Genomic DNA, 24,372 nt, shown 5'->3' with positions numbered 1-24,372 from the left:
TACGATACAAGCCAATGTATTTATTGCTGCCCTGTTGGCGCATTTTCCTGCTGAGCCTGTTGTGGTGCTTCGGCTGGTGTGGTTGAGCGGGTATATATATTCATCCCTGCCAGAAAGATCCCGCCAATTGAGCCGATGGAAAATAATATGATGATAATGAGCAGGATTTTTTTCATCTCTGTCTCCAATAAGGTTTTAATAACGAGTTATAACGGTTATAAAAAGTCAAAAGTATATCGGCTTCTGCATTCCAGACAAGCGATAACCGATTTTCTTGCATTGAGAGTAAAAAGACTGGAAACCGCTTCGCAGGAATGATCATATAAAGCTGATTTGAGATCAGTTCTATGGGAAAATTATTCCTTACCAAATTGCGCTTATGCGTTTAAATAGTAAAGACAGAAGTATGATGAAAAAAATAGCTCTCCAATTTTTAAGCAGTAAAACTCATGGCACTTTCTAGTTCAGTAAAAAGTCAGATTAGTCAGTGGTATAAATCATTATCTACCCATATTGATGGTTTCATTCCACGCGCTCCGCAACGCCAAATGATTGCCGAGGTTGCAAAGACATTGGCGGATGAAGAGGGGCGGCATTTGGTGATTGAAGCGCCAACGGGAGTAGGGAAAACGTTGTCATATCTGCTCCCCGGGATTGCCATCAGTCGGGCAGAACAGAAACCATTGGTAGTCAGTACAGCCAATGTTGCCTTACAAGATCAAATTTACAGCAAGGATTTGCCGCTGCTGCGTAAGATTATTCCTGACCTGAAATTTACGGGCGCTTTTGGCCGTGCGCGTTATGTCTGTCCACGTAATTTGGAGGCCATTTGTGCTGCGGAAGGCGAGCAGATTGATTTGATGTTTCTGGTCGAAGATCAGACTGAAATTGCGAACAGTGAAGAGCGGGAATTATGTCGCCGATTGCGCAGTGATTATACGACGTTTGCCTGGGATGGCTTACGAGATCACCATAAACTGGCACTGGCGGACCCACTATGGGCAAAAATCAGTACGGATAAAGTGAACTGCCTGGCCCGCAATTGCCAGTTTTACCATCGTTGCCCATTTTTCCTTGCCCGCAGGGAAATTGAAGATGCAGATGTCATCGTTGCCAATCACTCTTTGGTTATGGCTGCGCTGGAAAGTGGATCGGTTTTACCGGAGGCAAAAAATATGCTGTTGGTTCTGGATGAAGGGCACCATATTCCCGAAGTGGCAAGGGATGCACTGGAAGTTGAAGGGGAAATAACCTTATTCCAGTTTAATGGGCAGTTAGATACATTTGTCCGTCATGTAGAACAATACCTGGTTCAATGTCGGCCGACAAAACCTCCTGCTTTGGCAAATATCCCCCGATTACAGACCCATTGTGCAACAATCCGTGAATGCTTTAAGGAATTGGCGGAGATAACACAGGCGCTATTGCCTGAGCGTGGTGAAGCGGAAGAGTACCTGTTCGAACTGGGAAAGTTACCGGAGAGTTTACTGCTATGTTGCCAGCAATTATTTAAACTCACTGATGGATTACGTGGTTTGGCTGAAGCGATTTTGAATGATTTGGGTGATCAGACTGCCAGACAAGATATTGTCCGTTTGCATCGTGCTATTTTGCAAGCCAGCCGAACATTAGGCTATTTTGAGAATATGACAAAACTGTGGCGTTTGGCTTCACAAGAAGAATCTTCCCATGCGCCGATATCCAAATGGTTAACGCGACGCTATGAGAAAAATCAATCACATCTCTATCTTCATTGTGCAGGCATTAGGGTCAGCGAACAATTAACTCAGATACTATGGCGTACTATCCCCCATATTATAGTGACATCGGCCACGTTGTGTTCACTGAATAGCTTTTCCCGCATTCAGGAACTTACCGGATTACACGAAAATGAGGGTGATCGTTTTATCAGCCTGTCATCGCCTTTTGAACATGTACGACAAGGGCGTTTGGTTATTCCTCAAATGACACAGGAACCGACCATTCAAAATGAAATGCAGCATCTCGAGGAAATGTCGCGCTATTTTCGCTCTCAGGTGATGGCAGGGAAACACCGGGGAATGTTGGTACTTTTTAGCAGCCAACGAGCAATGGAAGGGTTCCTGACTTTCGTTACAGACTTGCGGTTGGTGTTATTGGTACAAGGTGATCAGCCTCGTTATCGATTGGTAGAAACACATTGCAAGCGAATTGATGAGGGGCAAACCAGCGTTTTGGTTGGATTGCAGTCATTTGCAGAAGGATTGGATCTAAAAGGTGATTATCTTTCACAAGTCCATATCCATAAAATTGCATTCCCTCCCGTAACTAATCCGGTGATTATTACTGAAAGCGCATGGTTGAAATCTTTAAAACGTTATCCATTTGAAGTTCAGAGTTTGCCGAGTGCCTCTTTTAACTTGATCCAACAAGTGGGGAGGCTAATTCGCAGCCATGAGTGTTATGGTGATGTAGTGATTTATGACAATCGGTTATTCACCAAACGTTATGGTTCACGTTTATTGAATGCGTTGCCGGTATTTCCCATCGAACGGCCAAAGGTGCCAGCAGAAAAGAAATAAATAACTCAAGGATGAGTTATTTATTCAATTGCGCTGTATCAATATTCCAATTTGATGATTTTATTTTTATTACCTGAGGCAAATTGTTTTATCTTGCCTTTATGTTCCAATACATCTTCAATAAGTAAATTCATTTTTTATCCTAAAACCAGATTCTATATTGCTCTTAATGCCCGTCACTATTGAAGACACCAGTGCCTTAATAATGACGGGATATGTCCAAAACTAAAAACCTGGGCTTGAACTTACAACCTCTTGAAATTACTGTTCAACAAAACTGAAGTTGGATTGGTATAAAAAGGATAAATAATATAATAGTTAATATTATTTATCCTTTAAGCAAAAATGGATTTGTAATCGTTATTTATCTACTTTTTTCAGGAAGCAGGTTTTCAAGACTAATCCCTTAATTTTATCGGCATTGCATTCAATCTCGTCTTCACGGTGGGTCAGGCGAATGTTTTTGATCAGTGTGCCGCGTTTCAGTGTCTTGGAGGTGCCTTTAACTTTCAAGTCCTTGATAACCTGCACTGAGTCGCCGTCATCCAGTAATGCGCCGTTAGAATCTTTGACTTCGTTATCCATCTAATAGAATCCTCATGTTTATTTTTGAATCAAACAGGGATTATAGAGAGAAAAATAATTTTTTTAAAGGTTTGTGGGATTTTTAAGGGTATAACTGCTTTTTTTAATGTTTTTTCCATCAACAATGGACATTGATGCTAAAAAGGCCACGGATGTGGCCTAATACCGCTCGCTTAAGCACGAGCGGTTCTTTTTTTATAAGGGTAACAGGGTGCTTTGCAGAGCACTTGCCTTGGAACCGATGGGCGTTTTCGCTTTTGAGGTAAAATAAGCCGTTTGCCACTTTCTCTGAGGGCTTTTAATTTTTGCGGGATCGTGCCGGGGCTGCGTCCTGAACACCATAAAAATTCATCCTGTATCAGTCGTAACGCATTGATAAAGCTGATCCGAAGCGGTTCAACACGATAGTCCTTTGCCATCCGGCTCATCTCCAGCCGAACCAGATTGTAGGCGATCAGGATGCCCCATAACTCCTGATAGATACCTGCCCGTGTCTGGCTTCTCAGGAGGGCGGTATTATTGAGCTGTCTTTGTTTCAGCTCACCATAGCCTTCTTCGGTTTCCCATCGTTCCCAGTACACAGTGAGGATCTCTTTGAGGGGATACGTCACGGGACATTCCATAGAGGTAATAAACCCTTTAATTTCTCCCTTCGGTTCCGGGATCAGAACGAGGCGCGCCCGCCAGGTTTTTTCAAGGTGAGGATGCAGTTGCCGGGCTTGGGGAGAAACCGGCATATCGATAAGTTTGTCATAAGGACTGTATTCCTGAATGACGTCATAACGCATTTTGCTTTTTATCGGAGTGAGCCAATGGGTATTTTTGCCGGTGCCTTGCCAGGCCTGAAATAACTCCGCAGAGAGAAAGCCCCGATCAAACAACGTCAGGGTATTTTCGGGGGCAGAGCCCACCAGTCGCTGAGCGTAGCTAATCTCACTTTGGGTGATGGGGCCAAACGCCACATCGGAGATAAGATGTGTCCGGGCGGACATCAGGGTCACCGCCAGCACAGAGGGAAAGGGGGCTTTGCCTGAGGCATAACCCAGCTGTTGATTATCAGCCGTTTCGGGCACCTTAAACTGGGTGCCATCCACGCAGAAGATTTTCAGTCCACAGGCAGAATAAGCCGTATCTTCTTTTTCCCATTCGGTGGCCGTGGTATGAAAAAGGTGTCGCAAGGGTTCAATACCAAGACGATGTCTGGCTTTTGAAAGACTGCTTGACGCTAATGGCGGCAGTTTCCCTTTCGCGTCAGGAAACGCCAGATCTAATTTGTCACAAACATCATTGATCGAACGATTTCTCATGAGCCCAATACCCAGCACTAACCAGACGGCTTGTTCGGCGGGAAATCGACGTTTTCGCACAGTGGCTCGCCCCGTTTCTTTAACCGCTTCAGTCACCCATGCCATCGGAATGTGTTGACTAAAGGCATCCATGGATCCCGGGTAATTTAAGGCCGCAGTGGCTTGGAGTTCACGAGAAAATTCAGACATAAAAAAATTGGCCTCAGATGCTTGTCTAAGACCAATTATGACTTATCTTAGTTTTCTTAAGCGAGCGGTATTACGGATGTGGCCTTAACTTAATGAAGAATAATATTTTTATTTTATTGCTCAATATTTGCTTCGATAAACCATAAAAATTTGTCGAGATCACGGGATGCCGCGGTAAACATATCCGCAGTGTCTTCATCTTCCGCATCAATGATCGCCTGACGGATATCATTAGCAACCATCGCATAGCGATCGGCCAGCACCTTTAGATGATCCTGTACATCGTGAATATCTGTTGGGTAGCTTTTCAGGGTGGTACGTTTATACACTTCCTGAACCGTGCCCAGCGCGGTTCCTCCTAATTGAACAGCTCGTTCTGCAAATATATCAAGGTGTTCTGTGACGGCATTACGAAAATTATCCAACATTTCATGAATGGCAATGAAATTGCGGCCACGCATATTCCAGTGAGCCTGTTTAGTCAGCATGGATAGGTCGATAAATTGGCTCACCATATGATTTAAGGTAGTAATCGTTCTCTGTTTAATACCTTCATCAAGATTGTTTCGGGTATAAATCAGGCCAGAAGGTTGGGTTTTGAGTAATTTCGCGGTATTCATAATAATATCTCCTTAATTCTGAGTAATGAGTTATCTCATTAGATAGAATAAATTTAGTTGATCATCTGTCGGAAGTCATATTGATTACCTCTATTGAATTGATAGTTATTGTGTTGGTCGGTAACATTTTGATAATTTATGAAAATAAAAAACCGGAGAAAAATATTTCTCCGGTTTCAATAAATCATCCCCGTATTTTTAAAGTCGTTATTCTACTTTTTCTATTTTAGTTTTTCGCTTAATGGTTGAAGTGGAGCCTATGGACGCACAAATAATACAGAAAAGGGCAACCCACTGACTCATTGCCAAATGTTCATTAAGAAAAATGATGCCTGATAATGCTCCCAATACAGGTTCAAGGCTCATTAATGTCCCGAATGTTTTGGCTGGTAAACGAGTAAGGGCAATCATCTCCAGAGTGTAAGGAAAGGCGGTGGATAAAATGGCGATCCCCAGGGCAATCGGTAGTAAAGAAGCATCGAACAGGAGTTCAGGGCCAGTCTGTATTAACCCGATTGGGAAGAAGATAAAGGCAGCAATGAGTGAACCGATAGAAACTGTTGCGGCTCCATAGCCTGCTCCAGCACGTTGCCCAAAGATAATATAAAGCGCCCAAAAAACACCGGCTCCCAATGCGTACAAAATACCGATAGGATCGAGTGTATTGACACTATTTCCGATTGGCAGCAGGACGCTTAACCCGGCAATAACCAGGGCAATCCAGAGAAAATCCAGAGGACGGCGGGAAGAAAACATGGCTACTGCTAAAGGTCCGGTAAACTCAAGTGCAACGGCAATGCCGAGCGGAATTCGGGATAAGGACATATAGAACAGGTAGTTCATTGCCCCCAAAGAAATGCCGTAGGCAAAAAGCGGGAGCAATGAAGAACGCTGAAACGTTAACCGCCACGGTTTAAAAATCAGAAATAGGATAATCGTGCCTAATGCAAGTCTCAGGGCTGTGACACCGGGTGCACCAATGACAGGAAATATTGTTTTAGCCAGTGAAGCTCCGGCTTGAATTGATGTCATTGACAGTAACAATAAAATCACAGGAAGCAGTGAAAAAGAAGCTGCCCGATGCTTGGAAAGAGACATTTTAAAGAAACCTCAGTTACAACATGTTATTTAAGGTCGCCATCTTCGCAGTGAAACAGATATAACTCAACAGTATTATCAGTTGTATGCTTGTTAGCAGGCCATGCTCCCCTGATTGCCATGTTGAATAAAATGGCGGCGTTACAGCCGGATAGAATGCAGGCGGCTGAACAAGACAGAGATTTTATTGTTTCCAATATCAATAACGATAAGTTTCATTTACTGGTTGCGGAAGATGGGAATGGCAATATTAAAGGTTTTGCTATTGCCCAGGAGCAAAAGACCCCTCCTTTTAATTGCCTGGTGCCGAGAACTTATGGTTATGTTTTTGACTTGATGGTAAGTCAGGATGCCAGAAACCTTGGAGTTGGTCAGAAGTTACTGGCTGGTATGAAAAAGTGGGCGCAAGAAAACCATTATTCACACCTTGAACTGAGTGTATTATCCCACAATGTTGATGCGATACGTTTTTATATCAGGGAAGGATATCAAGAAGCCAGCAGAACGATGGTAATTACCTTGTGAATAAAAAGAATATATATTAAAACCATCAAAAGTTATACTTTGATGGTTATTTTATTAGTTAGTTTACTCTTCATGTTTTTAAACAGTAACACCAAGCTATTTAGGAAATATTATTTGCAGTAGCCCGATATTCTTTTAATACTTCATCCATAACCCAACTGGTGCGGGCGGCAGATTCACCCGTGGAGGGACAATTGCCATTGCCTTGCTAAATCTGCATTGCGCCGCATGACGGCGACTAATTCTGAATTCTCCAATTTATAAAAAGCAGGCCCACTTTTTACTTCTGTTACATCACCACAACCTATAATACCCCATCTTACTTTTTGCATTGTATTTTTCCGATATATCAATTTGTTGATTTGTAAAATAATATCGGAAAGTTTATAACAGTACCGGTTGCTATTCTATATTTCTCTGTCCAATAGATTAGTTTATTTTATGAAAAAATGATTAATATTCAGTGTGTTATATGAGGTGATGGCCTGATTTTAAACGTGGGTAACGCATTCTGGCGATACTTTTCTTCTGTTGTGGCATAATGCGCGGCTATCGATTTTACATTTCCCTTTTTATCCACTTTAAGAGCAACAGTTGTGTTAAGTACAAACAACATCACTATGCAGTTTGGCAGTAAGCCACTGTTTGAAAATATTTCTGTCAAATTCGGCAACGGTAACCGCTATGGTTTGATTGGGGCGAATGGGGCAGGCAAATCTACTTTCATGAAAATCTTGGGCCGGGATTTAACCCCAACTTCCGGTAATGTCAGCCTTGATCCTAATGAGCGTTTGGGTAAGTTGCGTCAGGATCAGTTTGCTTTCGAAGAATATACCGTGCTGGATACCGTCATCATGGGGCATAAGGAGCTGTGGGAGGTCAAACAGGAGCGTGACCGTATTTATGCGATGGCAGAAATGAGCGAAGAAGATGGCTATCGCGTCGCAGATCTGGAAGTCGCTTATGGTGAGATGGAGGGTTACAGTGCAGAAGCGCGTGCCGGCGAATTGTTGTTGGGGGTCGGCATTCCCGTTGAACAGCATTATGGCTTGATGAGTGCAGTGGCTCCGGGCTGGAAATTGCGCGTATTGCTGGCACAAGCCCTGTTTTCCAATCCTGATGTCTTGCTGCTCGATGAGCCAACTAACAACCTGGATATCGACACTATCCGCTGGTTGGAGCAAGTGCTCAACGAACGTAACAGCACGATGATCATCATTTCCCATGACCGTCATTTCCTGAATACGGTATGCACACATATGGCCGATCTGGACTATGGCGAGCTGCGCTTGTTCCCTGGCAACTATGATGAGTATATGATTGCTGCAACGCAAGCGCGTGAACGTCTGCTGGCCGATAATGCCAAGAAAAAGGCGCAAATTGCTGACTTGCAGGCATTCGTTAGCCGTTTCAGTGCTAATGCTTCCAAGTCTAAACAGGCGACTTCCCGTGCCCGTCAGATTGATAAGATCCAGTTGGAAGAGGTGAAGGCTTCCAGCCGTCAGAATCCTTATATCCGCTTTGAACAAGAGAAAAAACTGTTCCGCAATGCGCTGGAGTTGGAGGCATTGACCAAGGGATACGATAACAACCCACTGTTTAAAAATCTAAATATGCTGATAGAAGTCGGCGAAAAGATGGCGGTAATTGGTGAAAACGGTATCGGTAAAACGACCCTCCTGAAGACACTGATTAGTGAGGAAACGCCAAATAGCGGCACCATTAAATGGTCTGAAAATAGCACGATTGGCTATTATGCACAGGATCATGCCAGTGATTTTAACTGTGATATGACGGTGTTTGAGTGGATGAGCCAATGGAAGCGCGAAGGCGATGATGAGCAGGCAGTACGCAGTATTCTTGGTCGCTTGTTGTTTGGGCAGGATGATATCAAGAAGAAAGTGGGTGTGCTTTCCGGTGGTGAACAAGGCCGGATGCTGTTTGGCAAACTGATGATGCACAAGCCTAATATTCTGGTGATGGATGAACCAACTAACCACCTGGATATGGAATCTATCGAATCTTTGAACCTGGCGCTGGAACTTTACCAGGGAACGCTGATTTTCGTCTCCCATGACCGTGCTTTTGTGAGTTCATTGGCTAGCCGTATTTTAGAAATTAAATCCGACAAGGTGATTGATTTTAAAGGTACTTATGATGAGTATCTGAGAAGTCAGGGGATTGTCGGGTAAGCTTTTTGTATTGGAAGAGAAACATCCGGCTTAATTGGGCTGGATGTTTCTTTATCAGAAGTAAGTTTCCAACGACATATTCATTGTGACTGGCAAACTTCACATAAGGGATCTTGCAGCAATGTTATTTGGCGAAATTGCATTGTCATTGCATCAAAAAGTAATACTTTGCCGTGACAGGTTTGCCCGTATTGAGTCAATAGCTTAATGGTTTCCATTGCCTGCAATGAACCGATAGTTCCTACCAATGGCGCCATGACACCTGCTTCAACACAAGTCAGGCTGTTTTCACCAAACAAGCGGCTCAGGCAACGGTAACAGGGCGTTTTCGGTTGGTAAGTAAAGACAGCAAGCTGGCCTTCCATGCGGATCGCAGCACCCGAAACCAATGTTATCTTACGCCCATAACAGAGGCGATTGAGTTGTTCACGAATGGCAACATTATCTGTACAGTCGAGCACCATTTCATGTTGGCTGATTAATTCATCTAACGCCGGATCATCCAACAGCCCTTCAATGGGATTGATAGTGATGTGTGGATTGATCTCCCGCAGGGTTTGTGCGGCGGAATGCACTTTTGCCATACCAATGCGCTCATCGCGGTGGAGGATCTGCCGTTGCAGATTGGAAAGGGAAACCGTGTCAAAATCCAGCAGGGTCATTGTCCCAATACCCGCCGCCGCAAGATACTGGGAAGCGGCGCAACCCAGCCCGCCAGCACCCACTATCAACACGTTGGCTGATTTTAATGTTTCCTGTCCGTCGAAATCGAAACCACGTAAGACAATTTGTCTGTTATAACGCAAGGTTTCTTCATCAGTAAGTTCGACCGCCATTTTTCACTATCTTCTTATGATTGGTTTTTCGGTTATTGGTTTTTTAACTATTTATTTTTTAATAAATAGTTAAAAAACTCGATTTGCACGGTTTCACCAGCAGCAACATGCCCACGTTCCCGTTCCAACACAATAAAACAGTTGCCGAAGTTATATGAACTAAATATATGGGAGCCTTGATGCCCCGTAGTTTGCACTTCTAATTCACCCTGTTCATTAAGTGAAGCAATACCACGTTGGAAATCCAGCCTGCCGGGGGATTTTTTCAAAGGTGTCGTCGTCCTGGCCGTGAGACGCATAGGTGATTGCCATGCAGTAAAACCCGATAGGTGGGCAATCAACGGTTGTACCAATTGGTAGAACGTGAGCACGGCTGATACCGGGTTGCCAGGCAAGCCGCAGAACCAGGCATTTTCCAATTTACCGAAGGCGAAAGGTTTACCCGGTTTGATGGCGAGTTTCCAAAAACTGATTTTTCCTGTTTCGTCTAAAATCTGTTTGGTGTAATCCGCTTCACCAACAGAAACGCCACCGCTACTGATCACTAAATCAGTTTGTTTATCTGCTTCAATAAAGGCCCGGCGCAAGGCTTCAGGATCATCGCGGATTACGCCAAGATCGATGATTTCACAATCCAGTTTTTCCAGCATCAGGCGAATAGCAAATCGGTTGGTATCGTAAATTTGGCCTGCCTGTAAGGGTTCACCGATGGCTTGTAACTCGTCACCGGTAGAAAAAATGGCAACTTTCAGCTTGCGGACAACATCAACCGTTGCAATGCCTAGTGAAGCAATCAGCGCTAATTGTGCTGTGGAGAGCTTGATCCCTTTTGGTAATACCACCGCATTTTGGCTGATATCTTCCCCAATGGTGCGAATGTTCTGCCCCGGTTTTACCGGATGGGTGAAGCGAATTCCCATTTCGGTAGCCTCCGTTTGTTCTTGCATCACAACGGCATCAGCACCAGCAGGAATGAGAGCACCGGTCATAATGCGGATACAACTGCCGTTCGGCCATTCCTGCTGAAACGGCATACCTGCCAGCGCTTTGCCTGCCACGGGTAAGATATGGTTTTCGTTAAGATCTGCCAGGCGAATCGCATAACCATCCATTGCTGAGTTATCAAACGAGGGGACGTTGATCGGGGAAACGATATCAGTGGCGGTAATTCTGCCCATAGATTCGGTCAGGTTAATAGTTTCTGTCGTGATCAGAGGAGTTGCAGTGAGGGGAACGGTGTGTGTCAGTAATGTTTCCAGTGCTTGCTCAAGAGAGATTAAGTCTGAGGTATGACAGTGATCCATAAGAAACTCCCTATATGCCGCAAATTGCGGACAAGTGTTTATTCTTGTATTGGATGCATTATGGCAAAGATTGCATTGATGGGGAATGACAGGCAGTGGTGACTGCCACAGAGAGGGTTGTTAAGAAAAGATGTATATTATATTTATGGTTTGTTATAACTAAATAATGCCCCCAAACAATTAATTTCATTACTCTTTAATCACTATGAAAAATCAAACGGTTACATCTCTTCATCGTAATTATCAAGCTGTTCAGATTGCATTAAGCGGTTTTCTCGCTTTGGTTGTTGCAATGGGAATAGGACGCTTCACTTTTACCCCACAAGTGCCATTGATGATTGCTGAATCACAACTCACATTAACGAGTGCGGGGATAGTCGCCGCATTCAATTACCTCGGCTATCTGGCGGGTTCTTATGATGCCATGCGGGCGCAACGTTTTGTGGAATACCGTTTGTGGAGCGGTTTGTGGGGAGCCGTCATTATCACCCTGCTTTCTGCCTTGTTGGATGGACCGATATTGCATAGTATTGCCCGCTTTTTTATAGGTTGGGCCAGTGGTTGGACGTTGGTATTGGTAGCTGCATGGGCGAATGATGAATTGGCAAAATTGAGTCGTCCGGGGTTGAGTGCAGCCGTTTTCTCAGGGACAGGCGTGGGGATTTTTATTAGTGGTATGCTGGCAATTGGCATCCAATCCTGGCAGATGAGCGCAGCCAGTGCGTGGATGTTATATGGTATTTTGGCGCTGTTATTCAGTGTTTACATCAGTCGCTATCTGCCCCGCAGCGGTGAATTGCACCGTCCACAGACGGCGGGCGAAACACTGAGCCTGACACCGGAAATCAAGCGATTGGTGTGGTGTTATAGCCTGGCTGGATTCGGCTATATTTTGCCTGCGACGTTTCTTTCCCAAATGGCGGCAGCGCGTTTTCCTGATAGCTTGTTTGCCCAATTTGTCTGGCCAATATTTGGCGGTGCGTCGGTCGTTGGCATCATGCTGGGAATTTTGTTGCGTAATGTATCAACATCCCGAATCCGTCTGGCGGTTACGTTATGGCTCCAGGCACTCGGCATCCTGATTGTGGAAATATTACCGGGCATTGGTGGTTTGATGATTGGGGCATTGCTGATAGGCGGTGGATTTATGTGTGTGGTACAGCTTGCTTTACAGTATGGCCGTGAATTGGCGCCCAATCATGCCCGTTATATGGCGGGATTGCTGACCACGGGCTATGCGCTGGGGCAATTGGTAGGGCCAATGTTATCCGCGACTTCGACATGGCTGACAGGCAAATTAGAACCTGCTTTGTATATCGCATTTATTGGGTTGCTCATTGCCGGTTTACTGGTATTTTATCGCACCAATACCTATCGTGAACCATCCTGATTTGGTGCATTGATGATGTACGGGTATAGTTATGCGCTCGCGTATACGATATATACTCGATAAACTTCAAGTTGCAATCCGCAAGACGGCGCAGAGCCTTATATCTCCCCGCTGCACGGGGAAATATAACACGCATCTTGAAGTTGGATTGGTATATGCGTAGAACAAGATAAATAAAGTCGATATTGTGTGGTATTACATTCGCTGATATCTGCGTAAAATAAGCGCCCTGATTTCCCGTCAAGTAACGAAAATATTTACCCTGGAGAAACTGATGTCATCCTTAAGTACAGAAGCTGCACTGGTGCATTCGGCACTGGCTGAGCGTGGTCTTGAAACCCCATTGCGTGAACAAACTTTGGAGCCAGAGGTGCGTAAGGTACGCATTAAGGCACACATGACAGAAATTATGAAGCTGTTAAATCTCGATTTGAGTGATGACAGTCTGGCAGATACGCCCGGTCGTATCGCCAAAATGTATGTGGATGAGATATTCTCAGGGTTGGACTATAACAATTTCCCGAAAATTACGTTGATAGAAAATAAAATGAAAGTGGATGAAATGGTGACAGTGCGTGATATTACGATGACCAGCACTTGTGAACACCATTTTGTCACTATTGATGGCAAAGCCACGGTTGCTTATATTCCTAAGGATAAGGTCATTGGTTTGTCGAAGATTAACCGCATTGTCCAGTTTTTTGCGCAGCGCCCACAAGTGCAGGAACGCTTAACACAGCAGATCCTGATTGCATTACAAACTCTGCTTGGCACAAATAACGTCGCTGTTTCCATTGATGCTGTTCATTATTGCGTGAAAGCGCGCGGCATTCGTGATGCGACCAGTACGACGACGACGACTTCTCTGGGAGGGTTATTTAAAACCAGCCAGAATACACGGCAGGAATTCCTGCGTGCCGTGCGTCATCTGCATTTATCATGATGAATTTCTATTATCATGAAACAGAGTTGTAATGGGGTAATGTGTCAGAGAATTGAAGTACTTGATAGTGTGCGTGGTGTTGCCATTTTGGGAATATTGTTGCTGAACATTTCCAGTTTTGCTTTGCCATATGCCGCGTCCATGAATTTGTTTTATAAAGATTCAGTCTCGTTCTCTGATGTGATGACATGGTCTGTCTTGAGTACCTTTACTCAGGGAAAATTCCTGTTCATCTTGACGCTGTTGTTCGGAGCATCACTCGAATTGCTTCGGCAGCGGGGACGAGACTGGAATATTTCCAGATTACTGGTTTTGGCTGTTATTGGTTTGTTGCATGGAGTTTTGCTATGGGATGGTGACATTTTGTTGCTATATGGCGTTGTTGGCTTATTGGCATGGCGTTTTATCAATACCCGCCAAAAGTTGTTTGGTACAGCGGCGACATTCTATTTATTCGGCGTAATGATGTTTTACCTTCTGGGGCTGTTTCCCTTAGGGGAAAATAATGCATTCTGGCAGCCTACACAGGAAGATATTTCTTATGAAAGCTACTGGAAAATGTATGGTGGATTATTGGCCATAGAGTACCGTATTCGTCAGATAAGCGGGGCGATGATAGTGGTGATTGTGCAATATGGCTGGCAATTAATCGGAGTCATGCTTTGTGGCGCGATGTTACTGCGTAATGGTTGGTTGAAAGGGGAGTTTAGCCATAAGCATTACCGCCGTTTGGCGCTATGCCTGATCCCGGCTGGTATGGCAATTCAGGGTATTGCTTTGTCGATACAATACTTATATCCCTACAGTTATTTTGCATCCTGGACTGTCCGTTACACCATTACTGAACTGGCAACACCGTTGCTGGCGTTGGCTTATATCGCATTAATTTATGGATTCTGGCCTGCCATTTCGCGTTGGAAAATCACGTTTTGGCTCCGGCAGGTCGGAAAAATGGCACTGAGCAGTTACGTGTTGCAAACACTGATTTGCACCACACTTTTTTATCGCTTTGAGTTATTTGGGCAGTTTAGCCGTTTGGAGTTAATGGCATTTATTCCCTTTATCTGGGTATTGAATATTGGGTTTGCTTGCTGGTGGCTGAAACGTTATTCTCAGGGACCGATGGAAAAGCTCTGGCGCAGCTTAACAGCAAAATTGGCAGGTAAGGTTTAGAGAAATCCGCCGTAAACCCTCGCCCAATGCGGGCGGGGATATAAGTTTGTCGGTAAACTGCCACTTTTATCTATTCTGATTTCCTTTGTGGCTTTCTTTCTAATTCCTGTAACTCCGCTGGCGATACCGCAGGGTAACCTTGAATTCCTGTTGGTACGGTATGTGGCGCAGGGATAGGCATTAATGGGCCTAAAAAGCGCGGTTCACGTTTTAAAATATAGAGATCAGTCAAGGCACCGAGACGAGCCAATACTTCCCTGAGACGGATCGTCATCATATTCTTGGGAGAGGGAACCACATAACATTGTGCTTCTATACCAAAATGCATAGCGATAAACAAGGCCCGTTCGCAGTGGAAGCGCTGAGTGATGATAGTAAAATCGTTGGTATCAAAGACCTTACGGGTTCTGACAACTGAGTCCAATGTTCTGAAACCGGCAAAATCCATCACAATATTACTGGCCGGAATTCCTGCCTTGATCAAATCCTTTCGCATGGTAATTGGCTCATTATAACTATGCTGGGCGTTATCTCCGCTCAATAGCAGGTATTTGACTTTACCGCTGTTGTAAGCGTTAACCGCGCCCTGGATCCGATAGAGATAATATTGGTTATATGTACCGGTTTTATAATATTTGGATGTGCCGAGTACCATACCGACTTCTCGCTCAGGCAGTTGCCTGACATCATCAAAAATGTAAGGAGCGGTTTTCCAGCTAACCCAACGGTCAAGCATAATGGCTGCCAGTATAAGAACCGCAATGATAAAAATGAAACCCGTAATCAAGCGCTTCCACATGATTTTTGTTTGCCTTATATGTGCTGATGAGCCAATGCCGTAAAGGCTACTTGACTTGAAATATCGAAGCAAGTTTTGGGGGGCATATCGGCACTAAATTGATTCAATTAAAAAAATATAAAGCCATTATTTATGATTTATCTGACCAGATTATTATTTGATTACTTTTCAAGCCTGCCAATATTATTAGCAGGCTTATTTATTACCAATATCAGAATGAAGTGCGTTTATACACGCGATATTCTGGTTTCCAGAAATTGCGCTCAATCGCTTCATCCAACGCATCTTCCGATGTAACAATCGCTACGCCTTGAATTTGGGCTTTTTTTGCTACTTCTTTGGCTATTTTGCGGGAAACACCCTGGATGTCATCAATCAGTGGCAACAATGGGCCTGAGCCTGTTTGCGCCAGCGGTGAACAATCCGCTAATGCGCGGCTGGCCGCCATCAACATATCATCGGTAACACGTTTGGCACCGGCAGCGATAACACCTAAGCCGATCCCCGGGAAGATATAGGAGTTGTTGCATTGTGCGATTGGATATTCCTGACCGTCATATTTTACTGGTGCAAACGGACTTCCTGTAGCGACCAATGCTTTGCCTTCCGTCCAGTTGATGATGTCTTCCGGGCGAGCTTCCACTCGTGATGTTGGGTTGGACAGCGGCATCACGATAGGACGTTCACAATGTTTGTGCATTTCACGGATGATCCCTTCGGTAAATAGACCAGATTGACCAGAAACACCAATCAGAACCGTAGGTTTGGCATTGCGAACCACGTCCATCAATGAGAGAGAATCGCGGGTGATATCCCACGATTGCAAGACGGTGCTTTTCTGTACCAATGCACTTTGGAAATCCAGTAAGTTTGGCAGCTTGTCAGTGAGGAGGCCAAAGCGGTCAACCATAAACACGCGGGCACGAGCTTGTTCATCACTCAATCCTTCAGATTTCATTTGGGCAATGATCTGCTCTGCAATACCACAGCCCGCAGAGCCGGCACCGAGGAATGCCACGGTCTGGTCTTTCAACTGGCGGCCGGCGGCCCGGCTGGCGGCAATCAGGCTACCTAAAGCAACCGCTGCGGTGCCCTGGATGTCATCATTGAAGCAGCAAAGCTCATCGCGATAGCGGTTCAACAGCGGCATGGCGTTGTTCTGGGCAAAATCTTCAAATTGCAGCAGTACATTAGGCCAGCGACGTTTCACAGCCTGAATAAACTCATCGACAAATTCATCGTACTCTTTGCCTGTAATGCGTGGATGACGCCAGCCCATATACAGAGGGTCATTGAGGCGCTGTGGGTTATTGGTTCCTACATCCAGAACCACAGGCAGGGTATAAGCAGGGCTGATCCCGCCACAGGAGGTATACAGCGACAGTTTACCGATAGGAATACCCATGCCGCCGATCCCCTGATCACCCAGACCAAGAATGCGCTCACCATCGGTAACAACGATAACTTTTACATTCTGCTTGGTGGCATTTTGCAGCATATCATCAATGTAAGCCCGGTTTGGGTAGGAGATAAACAAGCCACGGGCACGGCGGTAAATATCAGAAAAGTGTTCACACGCTTCACCAACAGTTGGCGTGTAGATAATAGGCATCATTTCGCTTAAGTGGGCATCAAGGAGACGATAGAACAGCGTTTCGTTGGTGTCCTGAATATTCCTTAAATAAATGTGTCTATCGATATCGTATTTGAAATCGCAATATTGGCGGTAGGCGCGTTCGGCCTGCTCTTCTATTGTTTCAACGGCCTGCGGCAATAAGCCGTGTAAATTGAAATGACTACGTTCTTCTTCTGTAAAGGCACTGCCTTTATTCAGCAGAGGAAATTCCAACAAGATAGGGCCAGCGTAGGGAATATAGAGAGGACGTTTACTTTCGTGTTCCAGTTCCATGATGCTTACTCTTTGAACTTATCAATAACAAAATCGGCTATAGATCCTAAGAAGATAAAAACAATAAGTACAGTAAATGTTACTTAGATATGATTATCATGAGCAAAAATGAGAGATAACATACAGAATTGGCTAATAAAATGTTATTGGATGATACACATTTCAAAATGTATACCGTTCTGCTTTTGTACAGCCGAGAGCCGTTAATGTGCATTCTGTCGCATTCCATTGTGATAAATGGCTATTTTCGCTTTCCACCAAAACGGCTCGCTTGATGGATTGACAATCGCCATCTGCCATATTCATGAAAATCAGAGCTGCCTGTAATGGTGGTAAGCTTGGGTTGAATGCCGCATTTTCTGCATAACGGCCGGTATAAACTTTCCCTTGTTCATCTTGTAGGGCAATGCCTGCATGGGATTGGCTATAAGGCGCATGGCTACGGTTCGCTGCATCCAGTGCTGCCTGCACCAATTCGTCACTGCTAGCTAACTGATGGCCGTGATTAACCTCATCCAGCAACAATGGTGTGTCGGCTAAATCGCGCGGGCCAAAGGCTTCTGGCAGGTAATCGGCCAGAGTCAATGGTGGCCGGCTGGGGAGGCAAACTTCCAATTGTGTTCCACTATTCAGTTCATTCATAAATTGTCGACAATGGCCACAAGGTGAATAGTTGACGGTGATGGCAACCAACTTTTTCTCACCACGCAACCAGGCGTGCGTGATGGCGGATTGTTCTGCATGGATAGTTTGCTGTAATGGAACCCCAGCGAATTCCATATTGGCACCGAAATAGAGATTGCCACTTTCTCCCCGGACAATTGCGCCAACATAAAAATGGGAAATAGGCGCACGGGAATAGGCTGCGGCAAGTGGTAATAAGGCTAATGCCAGCGCCTGATCGTCTGATCCGCAGAGCTGTTTAATTGACGCCGCTTGCTCTGCGGTCAGCATGGCGGGAAAATCGTCATTGCCAATATAAGGTAAGAGGGCTTTTTGCAGTTCAGGTGTGATTTTTGCCCAGATAGCGTGAAAACGAACTTGCATAGAATGATCTCCAAATTAATTGAAGGTCATTCTAGGACGTCTGTTCAGGTTTGCAATGTGATAAATAGCATATAATTAATGAAATTCGTGTAAACAAGATATCATTTTATTAACCTATATCAAATTTTTGCTATTTTGTTGGATTTGTTTACTTTCTTGCTACGATTTTGTAACCCGTAACCCAAAAAATGATTAGCCAAACAGATGCAGCAATACGGGAAATAGAAAAGGGGCAATCAGTGAGGTAATAATGCCGCAGGTCATTAAGGCCAGTGAGCTGTATGCCCCTTCAATATAATCCATTTCTGCACAGCGAGCCGTTCCCACCGCATGAGATGCTGTACCCATTGCCAACCCTCGTGCCGACGGGGTTTTTATTTTCAGGGCGTTAAATAGATTGTGACCAAAGATAGCCCCCAAAATCCCTACCATAATGACACAAGCTGCACTAATGGCGGGAATACCGCCAATGGAATCGGCTACAGCCATAGCGATTGGGGTCGTCACGGATTTGGGGAGCACAGAGGCCGCAATTTGCGGTGTAGCCCCTGCCCATAATGCGATGGCAGTCCCCGTAACCATGGCGACAATGCTGCCGACAAAACAGATACTAATAATAGATTTCCACTGGGCACGGATTTGATGTAGCTGTTCATACAGCGGAAAAGCCAGTGCAACAACGGCAGGTTGCAGCACATCGTTCAGTATCCGGCTGCCGGCAAAATAGTGTTTGTAAGGAGTATGCGTCAGCAACAGCAGAGGAATGATAACGGCCATTGAGATCAGTAACGGATTAAATATCGGCAGTTTGAGTCGTACTGACAGTTTTTTAGCGCCGTAAAATACAATCAGAGTTAATGGTAGTGACCACCAGATATGGCTTAACATTTTTCTTTCTCTTCCGGTTCTTGTGATAACGGTTGTGATGGATTTGTGGGGGTTGAGATGGGTTCTTGCTGCTTAGTACCAGTCTGGCTAGTCTCCATTTGCCGAGCACTGATAATGACACGTTCACGATGAATATAGTGGGAACTATAAGCAACAACGACCATAACAATCACTGTGCTAACGATACAAGAAAGGAGAATAGGGAGCATTTGTTGGCTAAGTTGTGGGTAATAATCCATGATCCCCACCCCGATGGGCAAAAAGAGCAGTGTCATGTGTTTCATCAACAGGCTACAGCCTGGTTTTACCCAATGTGAGGGAATAATTTGGGATGCGAGTAAGCCAAACAAGAGAAGTAAGCCAATAATACTGCCGGGGAGAGAGAAAGGAAGTTGTGCCGAAATGATATTCCCCACGATCAGGCACAAATAAAGCAACGCGAATGCGCGCAGGTATTGCCAACCTGTTATCAGCACATTTTGGAAAGACATAATCAATAATTCCTCAATATAACGAGGTTTTTATCATACGACTAACATTATAAATGTGCCATACATCACATTAAAAAGCGGGTCTTTTTTGGAACCCGCTTTGTTATCTAATTGATAATTAATGATATTTATTAAAAATATGCCACTATCATTTAACCTGCATACCGGGTTGGGCACCGCTGTCTGGGCTTAACAGGAAAATGTCTTTTCCACCAGGACCTGCTGCCATCACCATACCTTCTGAAATACCGAAGCGCATCTTGCGTGGAGCAAGGTTGGCAACCATCACTGTCAGACGGTTTTCCAGCGCCTTGGGATCAGGATAGGCTGAACGAATACCAGAGAAGACTTGGCGAGTTTCACCACCGAGATCAAGTGTGAGTTTCAGTAACTTATCTGAACCTTCGACAAAATCAGCCTGTTTGATCAGGGCGATCCGCAGGTCAACCTTGGCAAAGTCATCAAATGCAATGGTGTCCTGAATGGGATCATCTGCCAGCGGGCCTGTTACAGTTTGTTGTGGCTCGATGCTCTCTTTTGAATCAGCAACTATGGCTTCAATTTTCGCCATTTCGATGCGGTTGAACAGCGCCTTGAATGGTGAAACATCATGGTTCAACAAAGGTTGCTGGATGCCATCCCAAGTCAGTTCAGTATTCAGGAAGGCTTCTGCCCGTGTGGCCAAAGCCGGGAGTACAGGTTTCAGGTAAGTCATCAGCACGCGGAACAGGTTAATTCCCATTGAACAGATTGCTTGCAGATCAGCATCACGGCCTTCTTGTTTCGCCACAATCCACGGGGCTTGTTCATCAACATAGCGGTTAGCCAGATCGGCCAGTGCCATCATTTCACGGATCGCCTTGCCGAATTCACGATTGGTAAAATCGTCTGCAATGCCCTGTGCAGCATCGACGAATTTCTGGTATAGCGCAGGATCAGCGAGTTGCTCCGCCAGTTTGCCGCCAAAGCGCTTGTTGATAAAGCCCGCATTGCGTGAAGCAAGGTTAACCACTTTGTTAACGACATCGCTGTTTACACGCTGAACAAAATCTTCCAGATTCAGATCAATATCGTCAATGCGGGAAGAGAGTTTTGCCGCGTAATAATAGCGCAGGCAGTCTGCATCCAGGTGTTTCAGATAAGTACTGGCCTTGATGAAGGTGCCACGGGACTTGGACATCTTAGTGCCGTTAACCGTGATATAACCGTGGACAAACAGGTTGGTTGGCTTACGGTAGTTACAGCCTTCCAACATGGCTGGCCAGAACAGACTGTGGAAATAAACGATGTCTTTGCCAATAAAATGGTAGAGATCGGTTTTGGAATCTTTTGCCCAGAACTCATCGAAATTCAGGTCATCACGTTTATCACACAGATTCTGGAACGAACCCATATAACCAATTGGGGCATCCAGCCAGACATAGAAATATTTACCGGGCTGATCGGGGATCTCAAAACCAAAATAAGGTGAATCACGGGTAATATCCCATTGTTGCAGCCCCGCTTCGAACCACTCCTGCATTTTATTAGCCACTTGCTCCTGCAAGGTGCCGGAACGCGTCCATTTTTGCAGCATATCGCTGAAAGCAGGCAGATCGAAGAAGAAATGCTCTGTATCACGCATTTCTGGTGTTGCGCCGGAGACAACAGAACGAGGATTAAGCAATTCCGTTGGGGAATAGGTGGTTCCGCAAACTTCACAGTTATCGCCGTACTGATCTTCTGCCTTACATTTCGGGCAGGCACCTTTGACGAAACGGTCTGGCAGGAACATACTTTTTTCTGGATCAAATAATTGAGAAATTGTCCGGTTTTTAATGTAACCGTTCTTTTTTAGTTCCAGATAAATTTGGGAGGCAAGAACTCTGTTCTCTTCGCTGTGCGTAGAGTGGTAATTATCATAGCTGATGGCAAAACCGGCAAAATCCTGCTGATGCTCTAGGCTCACCTTGGCAATCATCTCTTCTGGAGAAATGCCACTCTGCTGTGCTTTCAGCATAATTGGTGTACCGTGGGCATCGTCGGCACAGACAAAGTGAACCTCTTTGCCGCGCATTCGATGATAACGAACCCAAATATCAGCCTGAATGTGTTCCAGAATATGACCGAGATGAATTGGACCGTTAGCATAAGGTAACGCACAGGTCACCAATAATTTGTTCGCGACTTGAGACATAGTTAGGATCAGACTTCCGTAAAGTGAAAAGGGTTTTTGATGTTACCTGATAAGGCGCGTTGCTGCTAGGGTAACGCGAGATCTTCGTCACTTTTACGGGTTACCTTTATCCGAAGTGGTTAGCTTCTGTTATGATGGCTGAACAGTTTTAGGTTTGAGAAAGATAAATCAAAAGGAGCTGGGATGAACTCACAATCCCCGGAGCAGACCAATCCTGACCTGCTGAAAAAACATGTTGCAAAGATATTAGCAACATTCAAACATGTGACCTTAGAGCAAGATTTGATTGCCCTGAAAGCATTACACCATTGCACTATGCTGGATGGGATACTGCATATTGAATTAACCATGCCGTTTGTCTGGAAACGCGCCTTCGAAATATTAAAGAAAGAAACCACTCAACGCTTGCAATCCGCGACGGGAGCAAAATCCGTTGAATGGCGATTAACCCACAATATCAGCACATTGCGTCGTGCCAATAATCTGCCGGGTGTTAATGGCGTGCGCAATATCGTGGCAGTCAGTTCAGGGAAAGGCGGCGTAGGGAAATCCAGCACAGCGGTGAATCTGGCGCTGGCGCTGGCACAGGAAGGCGCAAAAGTGGGCATTTTGGATGCAGATATTTATGGGCCATCCATTCCCAATATGCTTGGTACAGCCAAAGAGCGCCCGACTTCCCCTGATGGACAGCATATGGCACCAATTATGGTTCACAGCATGGCAACCAACTCCATCGGTTACCTTGTTACCGATGATAACGCGATGGTATGGCGTGGCCCGATGGCAAGCAAGGCCTTGATGCAGATGCTGCAAGATACGCTGTGGCCGGATCTGGATTATCTGGTGATTGATATGCCGCCAGGAACAGGCGATATCCAGCTAACCTTGTCCCAGAATATTCCGGTGACAGGCGCGTTGGTTATCACAACCCCACAAGATATTGCCCTGATCGATGCGATGAAAGGCATCGTCATGTTTCAGAAAGTCAATGTGCCTGTGTTGGGTGTTGTTGAGAATATGAGCATCCACATTTGCAGTAACTGCGGCCATCATGAGTCCATTTTCGGCACGGGTGGGGCGGCAAAACTGGCAGAAAAATATCATTGCCAATTACTGGGGCAGATCCCGCTGCATATTTCACTGCGCGAAGATCTCGATCGGGGTGAACCGACGGTAAGCAGCCAGCCTGACAGTGAATTTGCCGATATTTATCGTGAAATTGCTGCCAATATTTCTGCCAAGATGTATTGGCAGGGCGAAAAAATCCCGACTGAAATTTCTTTTCGTGCAGTTTGATTAATGAGTTTAACTGTGTGTAACAGCGGTTGAGCGGTTGAGTAGAAAAAGTTGGTCAATGGCTCAATGGGTACAGAGTCATTGACCAGTACTCAATGTTTTCTCTATTTTCTACCGCAATATAACACCTTATCATCCGAGATCCGGTTGCACATTTTTGTGAAAATTATTTGCAGAATATTTTCCATCAGGGCATAAAATTGCGGGATTTTTATGCGAAGCGTATCGAAAAAAACGAGACTTATTCTGTTTACTCTGGAATAGAAGCCATTTACTCCCTATAATCCGCCAAACATGGTGTTAGCAAATACCATATTCCCGCTTTATTTTTTTCTTTATTTAACCAGGTTATTTTTAGTATGGCTGATGAAGCACATAAGTGTACAATCGTAGGTATTTCAGGTGCCTCCGCCTCAGGCAAAAGCCTTATTTCCAGCACACTTTATCGAGAATTACGGGCTCAGGTTGGTGATCACAATATCGGCGTTATTCCAGAAGATTGTTATTATAAAGATCAAACGGATACCCCGATGGAAGAGCGTCATAAAGTTAATTATGATCACCCAAATTCTATGGATCACGATTTGCTACTCGAGCATCTTCAGGCATTGAAAGCCGGAAAATCCATTGAATTGCCACAATATGACTACGTTGAGCACACCCGCAAACCTGAAGCCATTCATTTTGAACCGAAAAGAGTTATTATCCTCGAAGGTATCCTACTATTAACAGATAAGCGCTTACGCCAAGAACTGGACTTTTCCATTTTTGTCGATACGCCACTGGATATTTGTCTGATGCGCCGTATTAAACGTGATGTGAATGAACGCGGACGTTCATTGGATTCCGTGATAGAGCAGTACAAGAGAACGGTGCGTCCAATGTACCTGCAATTTATCGAGCCATCGAAACAATATGCCGATATTATTGTGCCTCGTGGTGGAAAAAACCGCGTGGCCATTGATATCTTAAAAGCCAAGATTGGCCAATTTTGCGAATAATCTGTTATCCAGGTATTCATCAGTATCATCGTATTTGAGAGG

At 44.9% G+C, this 24,372-nt stretch carries 22 protein-coding genes; 8 read left to right on the top strand and 14 right to left on the bottom strand.

The genetic code is table 11. The features are described 5' to 3' along the window. Positions 1-20: 20 nt before the first annotated feature. The gene (locus PXH59_RS08565; protein WP_167400583.1) at positions 21-176 is read right to left on the bottom strand and encodes a hypothetical protein; all 156 of its coding nucleotides are present in this window, start codon (positions 174-176) and stop codon (positions 21-23) included. A gap of 273 nt (positions 177-449) precedes the next feature. Here PXH59_RS08565 and dinG point away from each other — a divergent pair, with 273 nt between their 5' ends. Beyond that, entirely contained in the window at positions 450-2,561 is a 2,112-nt protein-coding gene (gene dinG, locus PXH59_RS08560; RefSeq protein WP_285811308.1) for an ATP-dependent DNA helicase DinG, read from the top strand. Between the two features lie 360 nt (positions 2,562-2,921). On the opposite strand, the gene PXH59_RS08555 is transcribed toward dinG, so the two are convergent. From PXH59_RS08555 to rhtA, 4 genes are all read right to left on the bottom strand, one after another. Continuing rightward, a complete protein-coding gene (locus tag PXH59_RS08555; RefSeq protein ID WP_047766925.1) occupies positions 2,922-3,146 on the bottom strand; it encodes an alkylphosphonate utilization protein in 225 nt (74 codons plus the stop codon). A gap of 173 nt (positions 3,147-3,319) precedes the next feature. Next, the gene (locus PXH59_RS08550; protein ID WP_285810434.1) at positions 3,320-4,642 is read right to left on the bottom strand and encodes an IS4 family transposase; all 1,323 of its coding nucleotides are present in this window, start codon (positions 4,640-4,642) and stop codon (positions 3,320-3,322) included. A gap of 113 nt (positions 4,643-4,755) precedes the next feature. Beyond that, a complete protein-coding gene (gene dps / locus PXH59_RS08545) occupies positions 4,756-5,262 on the bottom strand; it encodes a DNA starvation/stationary phase protection protein Dps (protein ID WP_285811306.1) in 507 nt (168 codons plus the stop codon). Between the two features lie 207 nt (positions 5,263-5,469). After that, on the bottom strand, positions 5,470-6,360 hold the full coding sequence (gene rhtA / locus PXH59_RS08540) for a threonine/homoserine exporter RhtA (RefSeq protein WP_285811304.1): 891 nt from the start codon (positions 6,358-6,360) through the stop codon (positions 5,470-5,472). A 90-nt stretch (positions 6,361-6,450) separates the two neighbouring features. Between rhtA and PXH59_RS08535 the strand changes: the two genes are divergently transcribed. Continuing rightward, positions 6,451-6,885 carry a GNAT family N-acetyltransferase gene (locus PXH59_RS08535; protein ID WP_285811303.1) on the top strand — a complete coding sequence of 145 codons (435 nt, stop codon included), beginning with the start codon at positions 6,451-6,453 and terminating at the stop codon, positions 6,883-6,885. 176 nt (positions 6,886-7,061) lie between these two features. On the opposite strand, the gene PXH59_RS08530 is transcribed toward PXH59_RS08535, so the two are convergent. Continuing rightward, positions 7,062-7,217, bottom strand: a complete 156-nt coding sequence (locus PXH59_RS08530; protein WP_235428274.1) for a hypothetical protein — start codon at positions 7,215-7,217, stop codon at positions 7,062-7,064. Between the two features lie 264 nt (positions 7,218-7,481). Here PXH59_RS08530 and PXH59_RS08525 point away from each other — a divergent pair, with 264 nt between their 5' ends. Beyond that, a complete protein-coding gene (locus tag PXH59_RS08525) occupies positions 7,482-9,077 on the top strand; it encodes an ABC-F family ATPase (protein ID WP_285811300.1) in 1,596 nt (531 codons plus the stop codon). Between the two features lie 80 nt (positions 9,078-9,157). On the opposite strand, the gene moeB is transcribed toward PXH59_RS08525, so the two are convergent. Together moeB and moeA are read right to left on the bottom strand one after the other, a co-directional pair. Next, the gene (moeB, locus tag PXH59_RS08520) at positions 9,158-9,913 is read right to left on the bottom strand and encodes a molybdopterin-synthase adenylyltransferase MoeB (protein ID WP_285811299.1); all 756 of its coding nucleotides are present in this window, start codon (positions 9,911-9,913) and stop codon (positions 9,158-9,160) included. Between the two features lie 47 nt (positions 9,914-9,960). Further along, the gene (gene moeA / locus PXH59_RS08515; RefSeq protein WP_285811296.1) at positions 9,961-11,217 is read right to left on the bottom strand and encodes a molybdopterin molybdotransferase MoeA; all 1,257 of its coding nucleotides are present in this window, start codon (positions 11,215-11,217) and stop codon (positions 9,961-9,963) included. Between the two features lie 205 nt (positions 11,218-11,422). Here moeA and PXH59_RS08510 point away from each other — a divergent pair, with 205 nt between their 5' ends. The 3 genes from PXH59_RS08510 to yeiB all read left to right on the top strand — a co-directional run bounded on the left by PXH59_RS08510 (position 11,423) and on the right by yeiB (position 14,723). Then, a complete protein-coding gene (locus tag PXH59_RS08510; RefSeq protein WP_285811287.1) occupies positions 11,423-12,607 on the top strand; it encodes a YbfB/YjiJ family MFS transporter in 1,185 nt (394 codons plus the stop codon). Positions 12,608-12,881: 274 nt separating this feature from the next. Continuing rightward, entirely contained in the window at positions 12,882-13,550 is a 669-nt protein-coding gene (gene folE / locus PXH59_RS08505) for a GTP cyclohydrolase I FolE (protein WP_047766941.1), read from the top strand. A gap of 39 nt (positions 13,551-13,589) precedes the next feature. Then, positions 13,590-14,723, top strand: coding sequence for a DUF418 domain-containing protein YeiB (yeiB, locus tag PXH59_RS08500; RefSeq protein ID WP_285811284.1), 1,134 nt, complete (start codon positions 13,590-13,592; stop codon positions 14,721-14,723). A gap of 70 nt (positions 14,724-14,793) precedes the next feature. Here the strand turns inward: yeiB and sanA are convergent, their stop codons facing one another. The 6 genes from sanA to metG all read right to left on the bottom strand — a co-directional run bounded on the left by sanA (position 14,794) and on the right by metG (position 22,033). Next, entirely contained in the window at positions 14,794-15,522 is a 729-nt protein-coding gene (gene sanA, locus PXH59_RS08495; protein WP_285811283.1) for an outer membrane permeability protein SanA, read from the bottom strand. A gap of 211 nt (positions 15,523-15,733) precedes the next feature. Further along, positions 15,734-17,431 (bottom strand): NAD-dependent malic enzyme, encoded by a 1,698-nt coding sequence (locus tag PXH59_RS08490; protein ID WP_285811282.1) that lies wholly within the window; start codon positions 17,429-17,431, stop codon positions 15,734-15,736. 162 nt (positions 17,432-17,593) lie between these two features. Continuing rightward, positions 17,594-18,478: a cytidine deaminase gene (cdd, locus tag PXH59_RS08485; protein ID WP_285811280.1), complete on the bottom strand. Its 885-nt coding sequence runs from the start codon at positions 18,476-18,478 to the stop codon at positions 17,594-17,596. Positions 18,479-18,670: 192 nt separating this feature from the next. Next, positions 18,671-19,366, bottom strand: coding sequence for a CidB/LrgB family autolysis modulator (locus PXH59_RS08480; RefSeq protein WP_285811278.1), 696 nt, complete (start codon positions 19,364-19,366; stop codon positions 18,671-18,673). Next, complete coding sequence (locus PXH59_RS08475) at positions 19,360-19,857, bottom strand: CidA/LrgA family protein (RefSeq protein ID WP_285811276.1); 498 nt, start codon at positions 19,855-19,857, stop codon at positions 19,360-19,362. The genes PXH59_RS08480 and PXH59_RS08475 overlap by 7 nt, the downstream gene beginning before the upstream one ends. Positions 19,858-20,005: 148 nt before the next feature. After that, positions 20,006-22,033 (bottom strand): methionine--tRNA ligase, encoded by a 2,028-nt coding sequence (gene metG / locus PXH59_RS08470; protein ID WP_285811274.1) that lies wholly within the window; start codon positions 22,031-22,033, stop codon positions 20,006-20,008. A gap of 183 nt (positions 22,034-22,216) precedes the next feature. Between metG and apbC the strand changes: the two genes are divergently transcribed. Beyond that, positions 22,217-23,329, top strand: a complete 1,113-nt coding sequence (gene apbC, locus PXH59_RS08465; protein ID WP_285811273.1) for an iron-sulfur cluster carrier protein ApbC — start codon at positions 22,217-22,219, stop codon at positions 23,327-23,329. 359 nt (positions 23,330-23,688) lie between these two features. Further along, positions 23,689-24,330 carry a uridine kinase gene (gene udk, locus PXH59_RS08460; RefSeq protein ID WP_047766959.1) on the top strand — a complete coding sequence of 214 codons (642 nt, stop codon included), beginning with the start codon at positions 23,689-23,691 and terminating at the stop codon, positions 24,328-24,330. Positions 24,331-24,372 lie beyond the last annotated feature (42 nt).

This window comes from Xenorhabdus bakwenae (genome assembly GCF_030272115.1).
Lineage (GTDB): Bacteria > Pseudomonadota > Gammaproteobacteria > Enterobacterales > Enterobacteriaceae > Xenorhabdus > Xenorhabdus bakwenae.
This window is presented reverse-complemented; position numbering and strand designations above follow the sequence as displayed.

Excerpts from the sequence above, each read along its gene's own strand:
- moeB (WP_285811299.1), bottom strand. The coding sequence starts at position 9,913 with ATGGCGGTCGAACTTACTGATGAAGAAACCTTGCGTTATAACAGACAA.
- yeiB (WP_285811284.1), top strand. The coding sequence starts at position 13,590 with ATGTGTCAGAGAATTGAAGTACTTGATAGTGTGCGTGGTGTTGCCATT.
- PXH59_RS08490 (WP_285811282.1), bottom strand. The coding sequence starts at position 17,431 with ATGGAACTGGAACACGAAAGTAAACGTCCTCTCTATATTCCCTACGCT.
- metG (WP_285811274.1), bottom strand. The coding sequence starts at position 22,033 with ATGTCTCAAGTCGCGAACAAATTATTGGTGACCTGTGCGTTACCTTAT.
- dinG (WP_285811308.1), top strand. The coding sequence starts at position 450 with ATGGCACTTTCTAGTTCAGTAAAAAGTCAGATTAGTCAGTGGTATAAA.
- sanA (WP_285811283.1), bottom strand. The coding sequence starts at position 15,522 with ATGTGGAAGCGCTTGATTACGGGTTTCATTTTTATCATTGCGGTTCTT.
- folE (WP_047766941.1), top strand. The coding sequence starts at position 12,882 with ATGTCATCCTTAAGTACAGAAGCTGCACTGGTGCATTCGGCACTGGCT.
- apbC (WP_285811273.1), top strand. The coding sequence starts at position 22,217 with ATGAACTCACAATCCCCGGAGCAGACCAATCCTGACCTGCTGAAAAAA.
- cdd (WP_285811280.1), bottom strand. The coding sequence starts at position 18,478 with ATGCAAGTTCGTTTTCACGCTATCTGGGCAAAAATCACACCTGAACTG.
- PXH59_RS08530 (WP_235428274.1), bottom strand. The coding sequence starts at position 7,217 with ATGCAAAAAGTAAGATGGGGTATTATAGGTTGTGGTGATGTAACAGAA.
- rhtA (WP_285811304.1), bottom strand. The coding sequence starts at position 6,360 with ATGTCTCTTTCCAAGCATCGGGCAGCTTCTTTTTCACTGCTTCCTGTG.
- PXH59_RS08475 (WP_285811276.1), bottom strand. The coding sequence starts at position 19,857 with ATGTCTTTCCAAAATGTGCTGATAACAGGTTGGCAATACCTGCGCGCA.
- udk (WP_047766959.1), top strand. The coding sequence starts at position 23,689 with ATGGCTGATGAAGCACATAAGTGTACAATCGTAGGTATTTCAGGTGCC.
- PXH59_RS08550 (WP_285810434.1), bottom strand. The coding sequence starts at position 4,642 with ATGTCTGAATTTTCTCGTGAACTCCAAGCCACTGCGGCCTTAAATTAC.
- PXH59_RS08480 (WP_285811278.1), bottom strand. The coding sequence starts at position 19,366 with ATGTTAAGCCATATCTGGTGGTCACTACCATTAACTCTGATTGTATTT.
- dps (WP_285811306.1), bottom strand. The coding sequence starts at position 5,262 with ATGAATACCGCGAAATTACTCAAAACCCAACCTTCTGGCCTGATTTAT.
- PXH59_RS08510 (WP_285811287.1), top strand. The coding sequence starts at position 11,423 with ATGAAAAATCAAACGGTTACATCTCTTCATCGTAATTATCAAGCTGTT.
- PXH59_RS08555 (WP_047766925.1), bottom strand. The coding sequence starts at position 3,146 with ATGGATAACGAAGTCAAAGATTCTAACGGCGCATTACTGGATGACGGC.
- moeA (WP_285811296.1), bottom strand. The coding sequence starts at position 11,217 with ATGGATCACTGTCATACCTCAGACTTAATCTCTCTTGAGCAAGCACTG.
- PXH59_RS08565 (WP_167400583.1), bottom strand. The coding sequence starts at position 176 with ATGAAAAAAATCCTGCTCATTATCATCATATTATTTTCCATCGGCTCA.